Source organism: Actinoallomurus sp. CA-150999, assembly GCF_050942425.1.
Lineage (GTDB): Bacteria > Actinomycetota > Actinomycetes > Streptosporangiales > Streptosporangiaceae > Actinoallomurus.
Window position 1 is genome coordinate 7,951,537 of record NZ_CP192063.1, and the last position, 16,016, is coordinate 7,967,552.

General features: G+C 70.0%; 15 protein-coding genes. 10 read left to right on the forward strand and 5 right to left on the reverse strand.

The window, feature by feature from the left end:
* Positions 1-30: 30 nt before the first annotated feature.
* Positions 31-1,212, reverse strand: a complete 1,182-nt coding sequence (locus ACQP2O_RS36755) for a homogentisate 1,2-dioxygenase (protein ID WP_433173312.1) — start codon at positions 1,210-1,212, stop codon at positions 31-33.
* A gap of 208 nt (positions 1,213-1,420) precedes the next feature.
* On the opposite strand from ACQP2O_RS36755, the gene ACQP2O_RS36760 reads away from it, so the two are divergent.
* The 5 genes from ACQP2O_RS36760 (at position 1,421) to ACQP2O_RS36780 (ending at position 4,496) form a co-directional block, all read left to right on the forward strand.
* Complete coding sequence (locus ACQP2O_RS36760) at positions 1,421-1,834, forward strand: hypothetical protein (protein ID WP_433173314.1); 414 nt, start codon at positions 1,421-1,423, stop codon at positions 1,832-1,834.
* A gap of 44 nt (positions 1,835-1,878) precedes the next feature.
* Positions 1,879-2,574: a maleylpyruvate isomerase family mycothiol-dependent enzyme gene (locus ACQP2O_RS36765; RefSeq protein WP_433173316.1), complete on the forward strand. Its 696-nt coding sequence runs from the start codon at positions 1,879-1,881 to the stop codon at positions 2,572-2,574.
* Between the two features lie 127 nt (positions 2,575-2,701).
* Positions 2,702-3,163, forward strand: a complete 462-nt coding sequence (locus ACQP2O_RS36770; protein WP_433173318.1) for a hypothetical protein — start codon at positions 2,702-2,704, stop codon at positions 3,161-3,163.
* A gap of 277 nt (positions 3,164-3,440) precedes the next feature.
* Positions 3,441-3,839, forward strand: a complete 399-nt coding sequence (locus ACQP2O_RS36775) for a hypothetical protein (RefSeq protein ID WP_433173320.1) — start codon at positions 3,441-3,443, stop codon at positions 3,837-3,839.
* Between the two features lie 258 nt (positions 3,840-4,097).
* The gene (locus ACQP2O_RS36780) at positions 4,098-4,496 is read left to right on the forward strand and encodes a hypothetical protein (RefSeq protein ID WP_433173322.1); all 399 of its coding nucleotides are present in this window, start codon (positions 4,098-4,100) and stop codon (positions 4,494-4,496) included.
* Between the two features lie 73 nt (positions 4,497-4,569).
* Here ACQP2O_RS36780 and ACQP2O_RS36785 read toward each other — a convergent pair whose 3' ends face one another.
* Entirely contained in the window at positions 4,570-7,197 is a 2,628-nt protein-coding gene (locus tag ACQP2O_RS36785) for a fibronectin type III domain-containing protein (RefSeq protein ID WP_433173324.1), read from the reverse strand.
* A 119-nt stretch (positions 7,198-7,316) separates the two neighbouring features.
* Positions 7,317-9,620, reverse strand: coding sequence for a VPS10 domain-containing protein (locus ACQP2O_RS36790; protein WP_433173326.1), 2,304 nt, complete (start codon positions 9,618-9,620; stop codon positions 7,317-7,319).
* A 170-nt stretch (positions 9,621-9,790) separates the two neighbouring features.
* Here ACQP2O_RS36790 and ACQP2O_RS36795 point away from each other — a divergent pair, with 170 nt between their 5' ends.
* Genes ACQP2O_RS36795 through ACQP2O_RS36805 form a run of 3 tightly spaced genes read left to right on the forward strand, consistent with a single transcriptional unit; the run spans position 9,791 to position 12,714 of the window.
* Positions 9,791-10,486 carry a response regulator transcription factor gene (locus ACQP2O_RS36795; RefSeq protein ID WP_433173329.1) on the forward strand — a complete coding sequence of 232 codons (696 nt, stop codon included), beginning with the start codon at positions 9,791-9,793 and terminating at the stop codon, positions 10,484-10,486.
* Complete coding sequence (locus tag ACQP2O_RS36800; protein ID WP_433173331.1) at positions 10,483-11,955, forward strand: sensor histidine kinase; 1,473 nt, start codon at positions 10,483-10,485, stop codon at positions 11,953-11,955. Before ACQP2O_RS36795 ends, ACQP2O_RS36800 begins: the two co-directional genes overlap by 4 nt.
* 24 nt (positions 11,956-11,979) lie before the next feature.
* Positions 11,980-12,714, forward strand: coding sequence for an SDR family NAD(P)-dependent oxidoreductase (locus tag ACQP2O_RS36805; protein WP_433173333.1), 735 nt, complete (start codon positions 11,980-11,982; stop codon positions 12,712-12,714).
* Between the two features lie 14 nt (positions 12,715-12,728).
* Here ACQP2O_RS36805 and ACQP2O_RS36810 read toward each other — a convergent pair whose 3' ends face one another.
* A complete protein-coding gene (locus ACQP2O_RS36810) occupies positions 12,729-13,523 on the reverse strand; it encodes an SDR family oxidoreductase (RefSeq protein ID WP_433173335.1) in 795 nt (264 codons plus the stop codon).
* A 220-nt stretch (positions 13,524-13,743) separates the two neighbouring features.
* Between ACQP2O_RS36810 and ACQP2O_RS36815 the strand changes: the two genes are divergently transcribed.
* Positions 13,744-14,628 carry a helix-turn-helix transcriptional regulator gene (locus ACQP2O_RS36815; protein WP_433173337.1) on the forward strand — a complete coding sequence of 295 codons (885 nt, stop codon included), beginning with the start codon at positions 13,744-13,746 and terminating at the stop codon, positions 14,626-14,628.
* Positions 14,629-14,750: 122 nt separating this feature from the next.
* Positions 14,751-15,524: a S1 family peptidase gene (locus ACQP2O_RS36820; protein ID WP_433173339.1), complete on the forward strand. Its 774-nt coding sequence runs from the start codon at positions 14,751-14,753 to the stop codon at positions 15,522-15,524.
* A 100-nt stretch (positions 15,525-15,624) separates the two neighbouring features.
* Here ACQP2O_RS36820 and ACQP2O_RS36825 read toward each other — a convergent pair whose 3' ends face one another.
* Entirely contained in the window at positions 15,625-15,945 is a 321-nt protein-coding gene (locus ACQP2O_RS36825; protein WP_433173341.1) for a GroES family chaperonin, read from the reverse strand.
* Positions 15,946-16,016: the final 71 nt, after the last annotated feature.

Here is a 16,016-nt window from a genome sequence, read left to right on the forward strand (position 1 = left end):
TCTCCGGCGATCCTCCAGGGACCGGGCGGATCAGCGGGCCCAGGTCCAGGCGTAATCGGACGCCTCGACGGACAGGGCCTCACCGCCGATGTTCAGCGGCCGGAACGTGTCGATCATCACGGCCGTTTCGGTGGTGGTCTTATGGCCTTTTCGGACCGCCTCGATTACCCCTTCGACGGAGCCCGGCGCCGGCCCGTGCGTGAACCCGGACGGGTGCAGGCTTATCGACCCGATGTCGATTCCCGAGCCACGGCGCGCCGTGTAATCCCCGGCCACGTAGAACATCATCTCGTCGGAGTCGACGTTGTGATGGTTATACGGAATGGGGATGGCCGCGTCGTCGAAATCGAGCGGTCGCGGGCAGAACGAGCAGATGACGAAGTTCGGGCCCTCGAACGTCTGGTGCACCGGCGGCGGAGCGTGCGTGCGCTTCACGATCGGCTCGAAGTCGGCGATGTTGAAGACGAACGGGTAGAGGCAGCCGTCCCAGCCCACGACGTCGAGCGGATGGTGCCGGTAGGTCAGGCGCGACAGACCGGCGCGGGTACGGACGAGCACGGGCACGTCCTCGCCCTCCAGGACCAGTGGCTCGCTCGGCCCCCGCAGGTCGCGCTCGCTGTACGGCGCGTGCTCCAGGAACTGGCCGTACTGCGACAGGTAGCGCTTCGGCGGCCGGATGTGCCCCGACGCCTCGAAGACCATCAGGCGCAGCGGCTCGGCCGGCTCGGTGCGCACGAAGCGGTGGATCGTCCCGGTCGGGATGACGACGTAGTCGCCGGGTCCGACGTCGAGGGCCCCGTACGTCGACTCGAGCCGCGCCCGGCCCGCCTCGACGTACACGCACTCGTCGCCGACCGAGTTGCGGTACAGCTCGCCGTCCGTGTCGGCGGCCACGTACGAGATGCGGACGTCGTCGTTGCCCACCAGCAGCCGCCGCCCGAGCACCGGATCGCCACCGGTCTTGATCTCGTGCGCCTTGAAATGCCGTGGCAGCAGCGGATGGTTCGGACGCACGCCCGTGGCGTGGGCCGGAACGTCCACGCCCTCGCTCTTGACGATGGCCGTGGGCGGATGCACGTGATAGAGCAGCGAGGAGTCCGAGGAGAACCCCTCCTCCCCCATCAACTCCTCGGCGTACAGCCCGCCGTCGGGTCTGCGGAACTGGATGTGCCGTTTACGGGGGATCTCCCCGACGGCTCGGTAGTAGGGCATCTCCACTCCGGATCTCGGAAAAGCGTCGATCACCTTCACTGCCGACTGTAGGCGGTGGCCCGTACCGCCGCCAGACGTCTCCGCGCTGGTCGCGGGCGGGTACGGACGGAACGCTCCCCCGCACCGGCCGCGGGCGGGCACGGGCGGACGGTCCACGGGACCCTCCGGCGGCGACTAAGGTTTTGCCGTCGTTCAACGAGGAGGAAGAATGCGCGGAGGCGTACGCCTTCCGGCTCTGATCGTCGCGGTCGGTCTGCTGGCGGGCTGCAGCGACCCGGCCGGCGCGGCGCGGCGTGAACAGGCCGCCGCCCGGAAGAAGTCTCCGTCCCCGCACGCCACCGCGTCTCAGAAGGCCACCAAGCGGCACGCCAAGGCGGCGGCGTGGTGGCAGGCGGTCGGCACGTCCAAGACGGCGGGCGGCCTTCGCGTGAAGATCGGCGCGCTCAAGGCCGGGCGGGCGAAGGTGATCGTGACCGATGTCACCGGCCACGCCGAGCACAGGTTCACGGCGTCGGAGACCCCGCAGACCGTCACGGTCGGCGGCTTCACCCTCACCGCCGTCAAGGTGAGCAAGTCCACCAAGGTTGGAAAGTACGGCGTCGGCTTCCACTACCGCCACTGAGGCACCGTGGAATGTTCCGCCGTGGCCGGGGCAGGAGGACGGGCGTGACCACACTCGATGATCTCGACCCGTTCGCCATCTTCGACGCCGAGGCCGAGCGCCTCGACCGCTTCTTCAGCGGTCTGGGCGGCGAGGACTGGATGCGGCCGTCGCGCTGCGAGGGATGGACGGTCCGCGACGTCCTCGCCCACCTGGCGGGCGAGGAGGACTACAACCACGCCTGCCTCGACGACGGCCTCGACGGGCTCTGGTCCCGCCTGGAGAAGAACGGGGTCACCGGGCTGGCGGACTTCAACGACTGGACGGTCCGCACCCGGCGCGGTCTCCCCGTCGCCGAGGTGCTGGACGAGTGGCGCACCCGGAACGGCGACACCCGCCGGCGGATGCGCGCGCTGGGGCGCGACGCGACGCTGGCCACGATGGCCGGGCCGTACCCCGTCGGCCTGCAGGCCTTCCACTACTCATCCGAGTACGCCACGCACGGCGACGACGCCGGCGTGCCGGTCGACGACGCCCGAGAGCGCACGGCCTGGCGCGTCGCGGTCGGCCGGTTCGCCCTGGAGGAGCAGGAGGCCGACGTCGAGGTCGAGAAGGACGACGACGGCGACCTCGTCGTGCGCACGCCCCGCGGCCTGGGCCGGCTGACCCCGGCCGAGTTCGTCGAGGCCACCGTGGGACGCCTCCCCGACGGCCACCCGCTCGACGCGGACCTCCGCGAAGCCATGCGTTGCCTGGCCTGACAGGGTCTCAGCGGCATCACGAATAGGTCTCGGGACCTAATCATAGGTTGAGCCTGCAGACTCTGTATCGCGACCTTTCACATCCCTAGGGTGATCTCGTCCCGCAAGATCATCTCTAGGGGGAAATATGCGCAAACTCTCCATGACCCTCGTCGGCGCCATCGCGGTGGGCGGTCTGGCACTCACCAGCGGTACGGCGAACGCGAGCACGATGCAAACGGTGAGTGCCACGAGCACGGGCACGGTGACCGCTGCGGGCACGGTGCACACGGAGAATGCCTGGCCGAAGGGCAGCAAGTTCGCCGCCTACGTCAAGGGGAAGGGCCTGAAGGTCGACTCCGTGACCGTCTGGGACAAGAGGATTAAGAACGGGAAGCCGACGGTCTCCGGCTGGGCCTACCTCGAGGTGTCCGAGCCGCACAAGAAGTTCTACATCCTCTATGCAACGAAGAAGTTCAAGAACGTGGTGTCGATCCAGTTGAAGGTCAACCGGAAGTTCGCCAACAACACTCTGCTCTGCGCCGGCGTCGCGCCGAAGAAGCAGTACATCAACCACGTGGGCACCGCCTGCGCCAAGGTGCACAAGTAATCTGCGGTTGCGCCTGATCCGTACACCAGCGGCCGAGCTACGCGCCGCCGCGGTGATCGTCGAGTAGGGCAGCCTCGCGCCTTACGAAGGCCGTCCCCTTTCCCCGAGGGGGCGGCCTTCGCGGCTTGTGGTCGCGCCGCCTGGCCTGACAGCGTCTCAGTGACATCACGAGTAGGTCTCGGGTCCTAATCCTCCGTTGAGCCCGCAGACTCTGTAACGCGACCTTTCGCGCCCCTAGGGTGATCTCGTCCATGAAAGATCGTCTCTAGGGGGAATCGTGCGCAAACTTTCCCTGGTCCTCGCGGGCGCCGCCGCGGCGGCCGGTCTGGCACTCACCAGTGGCACGGCGGGCGCGAGCACGGTGCACACGGACAACGCCACCAAGTGCGGCAAAAACTGGTGCGCCCAGGTGAAAGGGAAGGGACTGAAGGTCGATTATGTGAGAGTCTACCGACCTTCCGGCAAAAAGTTCAGTGGCTATGGCTACGTCGAGGTGTCCCCGCCGCACAAGAAGACCTATTTCCTTTGGTGGCAGAAGTCCAAGAACGCAACCGCGATACGCCTGAAGCTTCACAACAAGAAATTCCCCAACAACACCACGCTCTGCTCCGGCGTCGCGCCGAGCATGAAGAACCAGGATTACGCGGGCGACGCCTGCGCCGTCGTGCACGGCTAGATTCCACCTGCGCCTGATCCGTGCACCAGCTGGGCTGCCCATCAGCTGGGCCATGCGAGGGCCGCCCCTGTCGTCAGGGGCGGCCCTCGTGTTGTCACCGGTGGCGGTCGGCGGGGTCCGCCGCAGCGCGACCGGGTCCCAGCGGCATCACGAATAGTCCTCAGGCCCTAATCTTTCGTTGGGCCCGCAGACTCTATAACGCGACCTTTCGCATCCCTAGGGTGATCCCGTCACGCAAGATCATCTCTAGGAGAAAATATGCGCAAACTCTCCATGGTCCTCGTCGGCGCGTCCGCGGCGGCCGGTCTGGCACTCACCACTGGGACGGCCGGCGCGAGCACGGTGCACACGGAGAGCGCCAACCCATGCGGCACCAAGTGGTGCGCCAACGTGGACGCGAGGGGAGTGCACGTCGCCAAAGAGAGGATCTTCCTCCGCTCCCGCAAGCAGTTCACGGGATATCCCTACGTCGAGGTGCTCGCGCCGCACCACAAGCCCACTTTTATCTGGAAGGCCAAGATCACTAAAAAGGTGGGTTCGAAGGTCATACAGATCAACAAGACGTTCGCCAACAAAACCGAGCTCTGCTTCGGTGTCGCACCGAAGAAGTCGAACATCGACCACGTGGGCGACGCCTGCATGATCGTGCGCAAGTAGACGGCTGCCTCACGCCGTCCGAGGGCCGCCCCTGTCCGCAGGGGCGGCCCTCGTGTCTTGTCGCCTCTCCGACTCAGCCGGTCGGCGTCGTGGCGGTGACCGACGCCGCGGTGCCGGTGCCGGTGGCCGTGACGGCGGCGATGGTGAAGGTGTACTTCGTGCCCGGCTGCAGGCCGTTCACCACCCGGAGCAGGGCCTTGGCCGTCGGCTGGCTGATCAGCGTGTCCCGTCCGTTCACGGTGACCGTACGGCCGTCGGAGACGGTCACCGCGTAGCCGATCACCGGGGTGTCGCCGGTGACGGTCGGCGGGGTCCACTGCAGCGCGACCGCGTCCGCGCTCGCCCGCGCCTTGAGACTCGTCGGAGCGGCGGCGAGCGCACCGCCACCCGTGCCCGGCGTGACCGCTGCGGACGGCAGCGAGGGCACGCTGACGCCCGAGGCGCCCCGGGCGGTGACGGTCACCGTGTACGGCGTGCCGTTCGTCAGGCCGTCGATGACGGCGTAGCCGGTGCGCCGGAAGTCGGCGGCGCCGATCGTGACGCTCTTCCCGCCTGTCGCCGTCGCGGTGTACGACGTGGGCGCGGCGCCGTCGGAGGCGGGGTTCCAGGCGACGTAGACCTTGCCGTCGGCGGCGAAGGTGGCGACGCGGCCCGGAGCCTCCGGCGTGGTGGGCACGCGGACGCCGAGGAGCCCCCGGTACTTCGGCTCCAGGCCCGCGTTGCTCACGATGTCGGCCGGGGCCTTCGAGGGGTCGGACAGGATGTGGTTGCCCTGGGTGACCAGGCCCTTGTTGTCGCTGTCCGGGTCGCCCTGCTGCCAGTAGTTGCCCTTGACGAGCGTCGGGTCGTTGTTGCCGAGGGCGTCGCGGTAGTCGGTGTGGCGGCTGGCGACGTTGGCATACGCCGCGTTGTACAGGACGTTGCCCTCGATCGTCTCGTACGTGCAGCCGTTGTCGGTGTAGACGTTCTTGCCGAGGCCCCACTGGTCGTGGATGACGTTGCCGGTGACCTTCTCGCCGTCCGCGATGGACGTGCCCGTGATGCCCTGGGTGTAGATGCCGCCGCCGTCGTCGAGCAGCTGCATGTAATTGAAGATGAGGTTGTCGCGCACGGCGTTGTCGTGGGAGATGTTGGGCGTCGCCGGCTTGCTGATCTTGTCGGGCCAGCCGCCCCAGCCCATCGAGATCGCGCTGTACGCGACGTCGTCGATCTGGTTGTGCGCGATCGTGTCGTGCTGGCTGTAGCCGTTGATGATGGCCACGCCGCCGTGGAACTCACGCGGCAGCCCGTACAGGTGGTTGTCCTCCACCGTGTTGCCGCGGGTGGTGCCGGCGTCGTCGGCCTGCGGCTTGTCGACCCCGCCGATCTCGACGCCGTTGCCGGAGATGTCGGTGAAGACGTTCCCGCGGACGACCGCGTCCTTGGTGCCGGTGCCGAACTCCAGCCCGGCCGCGCCGAGGTGGGTGAACACGCTGTCGCTGAACTCCACGCGCTCACCGGTGACGGAGACGTTGCCCGGCTCCTTGGTCCAGGAGCCGTACGGGCAGGTGCCGCCGGCGATGAACTGGCACAGGCCCTGCGTGGCGTACCCGGTCTTGCCGGTGATGGTGTAGCCGGCCTGGATCTCGGAGAAGCCCTCCGGGCTCGACGGCGTCAGCCAGGTCGCGTACGAGAACTGCAGCCCGCGGAAGGCGACGTCGTGGACGCCGTTCGCGTCTACCAGCTTCTCGATCGCCGGGGCCTCGACGTCCGCGCGGCGCAGGTCCTGCCCGGCCCGGGGCTTGTAGTAGACGCGGTGCCGGGTGCGGTCGAGGTACCACTCCCCCGGCTGGTCGAGCAGTTCGAGGGCGTTCTCGGCGTACGCGGGCAGGCTGCCGTTGGTGAGCGTGCCGGGCCCGACCATGTTGACCGTACGGCCCGGGATGTCGGGGAAGATGACCCGCTTCATGGAGTTGTCCCAGCAGGGCTGGGCCATCGTGATCGTGGTGCCGGAGACGGAGGCGACCGGGCAGCGCGGCTCGGTCCACTGGCCGAGGCCGTAGCGCTCGGCGTTCCAGAGCTTCTCGCCGGCGGTGTAGACGAACTCGACGTCTCCGGGGTTCCGCCACTTGGCGAGCGTGTCGGCCGACGCCGTGTATCCGGTGGCGGTCGCGGTGAGGGTGACCGGGACCTTTCCGCCGGCGCGCTGCGCGCGGACGCCGTCGACGTACAGCTGCCGGGTGTTGCCGAGCCCGCCCGGGGCGGGCGCGGACCAGACGCCGTTCGGTCCGGGCCGCCAGCCGGTGACCCGGCGCCCGCCGCTGATCACGGTGCCGGGCGAGCCCTGCCAGATGATCCGGTGGCCGTCCCGGCCGGAGTCGCGGGCGTCGAGTTCGAGGGGCCGGTACAGCCGCTGGACGCCGGACGCGACGTGCACGGTCAGGTCCCCGGCCAGGTGCCGGGACCGGACCAGGTCACGTGCGTGTTCGAGGGTCCGGACGGGGCGCACGGCCGTGCCCGGCGCGTGGTCGGAGCCCGCCGGGGAGACGTACACGTCCTGGGACGCCGCCTGTGCTGCGGGCACCCCGGCCTGCAGCGCTCCGGCGGTCGCGAGGGCGGTCAGCGCGGCGGTGAGGAACAGTACGCCCGGGGCCCGGGATCGCGGCGGCTCGACGGCGACGACCCGGGACCCGGGCGTACGAAGGCGGAAGAAACGGGGCATCGGCCCTCCAGGGGTCAAGAGACGCCCTAAAGGTAGGACCAATCACCCGACCGATCAATACTTCTGCCCCAGAATGGCGGGTTCTCGAGGTATTGATCGGATCACTTATCTCCTTCCGATCAGCCGACCTGGCGGAGCAGCGCCGGAGTGAGCTTCATGCTGTAGACACCGCGGCCGAACGTCGCCGCGTACAGCCTTCCGGCCTTGAACTCGAGGTCGGTGACCGCGGCCAGCGGCAGGCTGCCGAGCCGGATCCAGCGCTTCCCGAGGCCCGCGAACACGCCGGCGTCCGTGGCGACGACCAGCACGCCGCGCGGACCGATGATCACGTCGTTGACCGGAGCCGTCGGCAGGTTGCCGGTGATGTCGCTCCACGTACGGCCGCCGTCGGACGACGTGAGCACGTTGCCGCCGCCGGTCCCGGTGCGGTAGCCGGACAGGGTGACGACGACGCGCGCCCCGTCGAACCGCACACGGGTCACCCACTGCTTCCCGGTCAGCAGCGGCGTCCACGTCCGCCCGGCGTCCTGGGTCAACTGCACGCGGCCGTCATCGGTGCCGGCCAGGATCCGGTCGCCGGTGGCCTGCACGGAGGTCAGCGTCCCGAACGGGTAGACCGGGTCGTCGCCGGGCCCGCCGGTCAGGTCGGGGCTGATCGGCGTGAAGTGCAGCCCGTCCGCCGAGCGGAAGAGCCGGTTGCCGCCGAGGTAGGTGACGTCGGGGTCGTCGGTGGCGAACTCCAGCGGGCTGAACCAATTGAACCGGTCGTCGTCGGCCGCCGCGACCGTGAGGTCGGTGGTGTGGTCGCCGCCGTCGAGGGAACGGGCGCAGTTGCCGTACTGGTAGCAGGCGTAGACGCGGTTCTGGTTCCGCGGATCGATGAGGTTCTGCTCGCCGTCGCCGTCGTACCAGGAGTTCCAGCGCTCGCCGCCCCACGTGCGGTTCGATCCGTTGTCCTGGGCGCCGCCGGTGATGCGCGTCGGGTCCTGCGCGCTCACCGCGACGCTGTAGAACTGCGTCCACGGCTCGTACGCCGCGTGCGTCCAGCTGCCAGCCGCCGCGTTCGCGTCCGAGCGGTAGACGCCGCCGTCGTTGCCTTCATAGACCCGGCCCGGTTTGGTGGGGTCCCAGGCGATCGCGTGGTGGTCGACGTGCGTACCGGTGTCGTTGGTCCACGTCTTGCCGCCGTCCTTGGACTCCCGGAGGAACTCCCCGGGGACGAGGACGTGGTCCCGGTTCGCCGGGTCGGCCCAGACCTCGCCGCCCCACCAGCCGAGCGCGGCCTCGGGCGCGCCGCCCGTGGTGAAGGAGTTCCCGCCGTCGTCGGAGACGTAGAAGCCCTTCTCGTCGCCGTACGCGCCCCACGTCGCCGTGCGGACGTACACCCGTCCGCCGGGCGCGGCGGCCACCCCGGAGCGGCTGAAGCTCGGGTCGGGTTTCAGGCCGGTGGTGTCGCCGGGGGTGAGCTTCGTGACGTTCTCCAGCCGCGTCCAGTGCGCGCCGCCGTCGGTGGAGCGGTACAGCCCGGAGCCCGGCCCGCCGTACCGGCGCAGGCTCGGCGTACGCTGCCGGTCCCAGAGGGTCGCGTACACGGTGTCCGGCCGGTCCGGCGCGATCGCCAGGTCGACCGCGCCGGTCCAGGCGTTCGCCCCGGCCAGCACGCGCTGCCACGTACGACCGCCGTCGGTGGTCCGGTAGACGCCGCGCTCCCCGCCCGAACGGAACAGCGACCCGGTGGCCGCCACGAAGATCCGCTTCGGGTTCGCCGGGTCGACGGCGATCCGCCCGATCGTGGCCGAGTGACGCAGGCCGAGGTTCTTCCAGGTGCGGCCGCCGTCCGTGGTCCGGTAGATCCCGTCGCCCTCGTAGGTGAGCGAACCGCCGCCGGGGTTCGCCTCGCCGGTGCCGACGTAGACGGACCCGTCCGGTGCGGCGACCGTGGCGCCGGTGGCCTGCGGGTAGTCGTCCGGCCACACCGACCGGAACCTCGTGGCCTGGTCGGTGCTCTTCCAGACGCCGCCGCTGGCTGCCGTGATGAAGACCGCCCCCGTACGGTCGACGGAGACACCCGTGACCCGCCCGCCGATGTTCGCCGGCCCCTCGGAGGTCCAGTGCCCGACGGACCGGATCCGGCGCGCCTGGCCGGCCGCCGTGAGCAGGGCCTGCTCCGGCAGCCCGCCGCCGCCGGACAGGTCCTGGCGCGCCTTCCACTCGCCCGGTGCGAGCGGTCCGCACTCCTCCGGTTCCTCATCCTTCAGAACCCGGGTCGTCGCGGCCTTCGCCGCCTTGACCTCGGGCTCCTCACAGTCCTTGCCGGTCGCCTTCGCCGTCGGCGCCGCATGCGCCGGGGCGGTGAGGCCGGCGACGAGGGCGAACGCCGGGACCACCGCCCACCGGGCCCATGGCCGGATCCTGTCGCGCACGGTCATCTCCCATCTCAGGAGTTGTCAGAACGCGCGCACTGTCACACCGGCCGATCATCCGATCAAGGTGATGGGCCGGTTCCGGCCAGGGGCGCGACCCCGTACGGGATCTCAGGCGGGTCTCATGTTCGCTTCATGGGCGGATCACGGCGATTGCCCAGGCTGTCCGCATGGTGGCTTCCGCACGGATCCTGGTGGCCGACGACGACCCCGCGGTGCGCTCCGCTCTGGAGCGGGTACTGCGGTTCAACGGCTGTGAGGTCGATCTCGCCGAGGACGGCATCGGCGCCCTCGAGGCGGTCGACGCCGCCCGGCCCGACGTCCTGATCCTCGACGTGAGGATGCCGAACCTCGACGGGCTGGGCGCCTGCCGGATGCTGCGGCGGCGCGGAGACGACATCCCGATCCTGATGCTCACCGCCCGCGTCGACCTCGACGCCCGCGTGACCGGCCTGGACGCGGGCGCCGACGACTACCTCACCAAGCCCTTCGAACTGGAGGAGCTCCTGGCCCGCCTGCGCGCGCTGCTGCGGCGGTCGCGCGGATTCGACGACGGCGACGGACCCCGCGAGGAGGTCCTGCGCTTCGGCGACCTCACCATGAACCTGACCACCCGGGAGACCCGCCGCGGCGAGCGGCCGCTCGAACTCACGCGGACGGAGTTCGACCTCCTCGAACTGATGATGCGCAACCCGCGGCACGTGCTCGAACGCTCCCGGATCCTGGAGGAGGTCTGGGGGTACGACTTCGGGCGTTCGTCGAACTCCCTCGACGTCTACATCGGCTATCTACGGCGCAAGACCGAAGAGCACGGCGAGCCCCGGGTGATCCACACCGTCCGGGGAGTCGGGTACGCCCTCCGATGAGAGTCCCGTCCCCGCGCCGACTGTCGCTGCGGTCCCGCGTGGCCCTGCTGGCGGCCGGCGCCGTCATCCTGGCGATCGTCATCGTGGCGTTCGCCGCCGACACGCTGCTGCAGAACGAACTGCGCAACCAGATCGACCAGAACCTCATCAGCCAGGCCAAGTCGTTCGCCCACTCTCCGGACGACCGGCCGGGCGACCGGCACGACGCCCACCTGCTCGCCCCGCTGGGCATCAGCGTCGCGATCGTCCAACCCGACGGCTCGATCACCACGCCGCCGGGCACGACGCTCCGCGTGCCGGTCGACTCCGCCGACGTACGCGCGGTGTCGGCGGGCCCCGCGCCTCAGGTCCGGCTGCGCAGCGCCTACTCCGGCGACGTCCACGTACGGGTCGTGACGACGCGGGCCCCGGACGGCAACGTCATCGTGCTGGCCCGGTCCCTGGCCGACGTCGACCGCACCGTCCTACGGCTCCAGCTCGGGACCGTCATCTTCGGGCTCGGCGCGGTGACCCTCGCCGCCACCGCCGGCTTCGCCGTCGCCGGAGCCGGGCTGCGGCCCATCCGCAACCTCACCCGGGCCGCCGCGCGGATCGCCCGGACGCAGGACCTGGACCCCACGCCGATCGAGGTGACCGGCGGCGGCGAGATCGCCGAACTCGCGCACAGTTTCAACGCCATGCTCGCCGCGCTCAACCGGTCCCGCGAGCGGCAGCGGCAGCTGGTCTCCGACGCCGGCCACGAGCTGCGCACCCCGCTCACGAGCCTGCGCACCAACATCGACCTGCTGATCCAGATCCAGCGGCACCCGGAGCGGCCACTGCCCCAGGGCACCCACGACCGGCTGCTCGCCGACGTCAAGGCCCAGCTCATGGAGCTGACCACCCTGGTCGGGGACCTGGTCGAGCTGGCGCGGGACGACGAGACGCCGCGCCGGCGCGAGCCCGTACGGCTCGACGAGGTCGTCCACCATGCCGTCGAGCGGGTGCGCCTGCGCGCCGCCGCGACGGTGTTCTCGGTGAACCTGGAACCGTGGGTCGTGGAGGGGGCTGAGCCGGAGCTGGCGCGGGCGGTCACGAACCTCCTCGACAACGCGGTGAAGTTCGGCCCGCCGGACGGCACGGTGTGGGTCGTGCTCCGTGACGGCGAACTCGTCGTCGCCGACGAGGGGCCCGGCATCGAGCCCGGCGACCTGCCGTACGTCTTCGAGCGCTTCTACCGGTCGGCTGCGGCGCGCGCGGTCAGCGGGTCCGGCCTGGGCCTGGCGATCGTCCGGAACGCCGCCGACCACCATGCCGGCGAGGTACTCGCGGAGAACCGGCCCGGAGGCGGCGCGCTGATGCGTCTCCGCCTGCCCGGCGTCCCTGGCCCCGGCGGCGGGCCCCTGCCGGAGGCCGGTTCCGCGGTCCCGACCGGGCTGCGGCCCCGATCCCGCGGGCGACGCTCAGCGGACGCGGACCAGCCGATCTGACGGAGCAGAAGTTAGCCTAAGATCATGTCTACGGCCCTCATCACCGGCGCCACCGCGGGGATCGGCGCGGCGTTCGCCCGCCGGCTCGCCGCCGACGGCTTCCACCTGATCCTGCTGGCCCGCGACGCCGAGCGGCTGGCCGGCGCCGCCGAGGAGTACGGCGACGCCGAGGTCGTCGTCGCCGACCTGGCCACCGACGAGGGCCTCGCCAAGGGCGAGGAGGCCGCCCGCCGCGCCGACCTTGTCGTCAACAACGCCGGGTTCGGGAGCAGGGGACGGTTCCTCCAGGTGCCCCTCGAGGAGGAGCTGACGATGCTGCGGGTCCACTGCGAGGCGGTGCTGCGCCTGACGTATGCCGCTCTGCCGGGGATGCGCGAGCGCGGTCGCGGCGGCGTCATCAACGTCGCGTCGGTGGCGGCGTTCTTGTCGCGCGGCACGTACGGGGCGTCGAAGGCGTGGGTGGTCGCGTTCAGCGAGGGCGCCGCGCAGGACGTCCCGGGCGTGCACATCATGGCCCTGTGCCCGGGCTTCGTGCACACCGAGTTCCACGAGCGGGCCGGCATCGACATGTCCGGCATCCCCGAGGCGTTCTGGCTGGACGCCGACCGGGTCGTCGCCGACGCGCTGCGCGACTTCCGGCGCGGCAGGACCGTCAGCGTCCCCGGCGCGCAGTACAAGACCCTCGTCGGGCTCGGCAAGCTCGTCCCGCGCAGTGTCTCGGGACGCATCTCCTCGCGCACCAGCCGCAGGTACGACTAGCCAAGCCAGGCGGCCTACGCGGTTGTGGCGATGCCGCCGTCGACGGGGATCACGGCGCCCGTTAGGTATGCGCCTGCCCGGCTGGCGAGGAACACGGCGACACCCGCCATGTCGTCGTCGCGGCCGATCCGGCGTAGTGGGGCCGCCGCCGCGATCGCCTCGCCGAGCTCATCGAGTGTTGCAGCCATCATCGCCGACGGGAACGGTCCCGGCGCCACGGCGTTCACGGTGACGTGCTGCGGTCCTAGTTCCTTGGCGAGCACTCTGGTGAGTTGATGCAGTGCGGCCTTGCTGCTGGAGTACGAGTAGTTGGGCCGCTGGGGGATGTGGATGGCGGCGATGCTGCCGATGTTGATGATCCGCGCGGGATCGTCGGCGGTGCCCGCCCTGCCAAGTGCGGGCAGCAACGCCTGGACCAGCCAGAACGGCGACTTCAGGTTGAGGTCGACGACCGTGTCCCAGGCCGCGTCTGGGAACGTCGCCAGCGGCTCGTCCCACATGGCGCCCGCGTTGTTGACGAGGATGTCGAGACGCTCCGAGTCGGCGGTGACGAGGTCGGACAGTCGCCGACACTCGTCGTGGCGGGACAGGTCGGCGGGGATGGCCCGCACCTCACCGAATTTGGACAGCTGCTCCTGCGCCTGAGCGCACGCTTCTGCGTTGCGTGAGCTGATGACCACGCGGCCGCCCGCCTGGAGAAGGCCACGCGCGATCATCATTCCGATGCCTCTGGTGCCACCGGTGACGAGCGCGCGCTTTCCACTCAGATCGAAAAGTTCTGCATGCGTTGTGAATTGGTTGTCTACCACTTGCGGTCCTTCTAGGTGTACGGGAGGGCTTGGCGGAGGATCAGCAGGTCGATGTGTTCGACGCCGAACTTGCCGGCTGACTTCTCGAAGCCGTGCAGGGTCTCTCCGCCTTGCTGGGTCCCTCCCAAGAAACCCGTATTCGTGCGCGGGTGGGAGTTACCGCTCTTCCGGGTAACGGCAGTACCTCCCAGCACACCGCCGCACGACCTACGGTGGTGATGTGACCGACAGCGAGAGGCATGAGCAGGCCGACAAGGTGCGGGAGTTCCTCAGTACTCGTCGCGCCCGCATTACGCCGCAGCAGGCAGGGCTGCCCGTCTTCGGTGTCAATCGACGTGTGACCGGGTTGCGCCGGGAGGAGGTGGCACTGCTGGCCGGGATGAGCATTGACTACTACATCCGCCTCGAGCGCGGGAACCTGAGCGGCGCCTCGGACTCGGTGCTGGACTCCTTGTCCCACGCACTTCAGCTCGACGATGCCGAGCGGGCCTACCTCTACGACCTGGCCCGCGCGGCCACGGCGTCCGAGCGCCGACCACCCGCTGCGCCTGGGCGGATCCGACCGGTGATTCTGCGGATGCTCGACGCGATGACCGACCTGCCGGCCTACCTCCGCAACGGACGGTTCGACATCCTCGCCGCCAACTCGCTCGGCCGGGCTCTGTATACCCCGGTCTACGATTCCCCGTTGTTCGCGCAGCGTGGTCCGGTCAACACCGCGCGGTTCCTGTTCCTCGATCCTGGTTCCGCCGATTTCTGGTCCGAGTGGGAGAAAGCCGCCAACGACTCGGTCGCCTTCCTGCGCACCGAGACCGGCCGCTCGCCGCGAGACAAGGGCCTGACGGACCTGATCGGCGAGCTCTCCACAAAGAGCGACGAGTTCGCCCAGCGTTGGGCTAGGCACGACGTGAAGTTCCCCCGCTCCGGCGTGAAGCAACTCCACCACCCGCTCGTCGGGGACCTAGCCCTGCCCTACGAAGCCCTCGATCTGCCCGCTGACCCCGGGCTCTGTATCACCATCTACTCGCCCGAGCCCGACTCACCCGAACGCCAGGCACTCGATCTTCTGGCCAGCTGGACCGGCTCGACCGCACTTCAGCGCTGACAATCGTCACCCCGCTATCACGCCGTGCCGGTCCGGGCCGCGCGCCCGATCACCCGACCCCCCTCGCGCGGTGGGACCCGATGCCGTTAGGTTTTACGGCACCGGACGGAGGTGTTCCCCCCATGCCCCTGTTCCCGCGCCGCTTGGCGGCGGTGGTCCTGTCGGCGCTCGCCCTGTGCGCCGGCCTGGTGACCCCCTCGGCGAACGCGATCGTCGGCGGCTCGCTCGCCACCCCGCCGTCGTGGCTGGCGGCGATCGGCACGCCGGCCTTCCTCATCCGGCCCTCCGGGCAGTTCTGCGGCGGCGTGCTCGTGGCGTCCGACAAGGTCGTAACGGCGGCGCACTGCGTGAGCTTCCTGCGCCAGGTCCCGGGCCTGCTGAGCGCCGTGTTCGGCCGCGCCGACCTGTCGAAGAAGGACGGCGAGACGGTGAAGATCACGAAGATCTGGGTGCACCCCGACTTCCGTGAGACGTCCTTCCAGAGCGAGACGGTCGAGCACAACGACGTGGCCGTGCTCACGCTCGCCCGGCCGGTGAACCGCCTGCCGCTGCCGCTCATCGGCCGGTACGGCACCTATCCGCCCGGCGCGGACGCGCGGGTCCTCGGCTGGGGCACGACCTCGGAGCGGGACCTGTTCAACGTACGGCTCCGCGACGCCACCATCCCCATCGCCCCGGACAAGCGGTGCACGACGGCGTACGGCCGCGACACGTTCAGCGCGAAGGACATGGTGTGCGCGGGTTCGCCGAAGGCCGACACCTGTGAGTTCGACAGCGGCGGACCGCTCATCCTCCAGGGCCGGCTCGCCGGGCTGACCTCCTGGGCGTACGGCTGCGCCCGCCCGGGCTACCCGGGCGTCTACACCCGCCTGTCGGCGTTCACCCTGCCGCTGTGAGTCCGGCCTCAGGGCCCAGGGAGGGTCACAGGTAGAGGCCGGTGCTGTGTCCTCCCGGCCGCTGCCACGCCGAGCACGGACGATCAGGGCTCAGGGAGGGTCACAGGTAGAGGCCGGTGCCGTACTCGGGGCGTTCGTTGGCGACGGCGTGCACGTCGCGCTCGCGCATCACGAGGTACAGCTCGCCCTGCACCTCGACCTGGAACTGGTCCTCGTCGTGATACAGGACCATGTCGCCGACCTTGACGGTGCGGACGTTGTGGCCGACGCCGCAGACCTCGCCCCAGACGAGGCGGTTGCTCTGCTCCGCGGTCGCCGGGATCACGATGCCCCCGCTGCTGCGGCGCTCTCCCGAGTCCTTCTCCGGGCGCACCATCACGCGGTCATGCAGCATCTGTATCTCGAACTTCGGCTCGGCCACAGTCGGGATTCTACCGAGATCACACCGTGTGCTCCGGCCGGACGACGGTAACGCCTCCCAGCACACCGGCC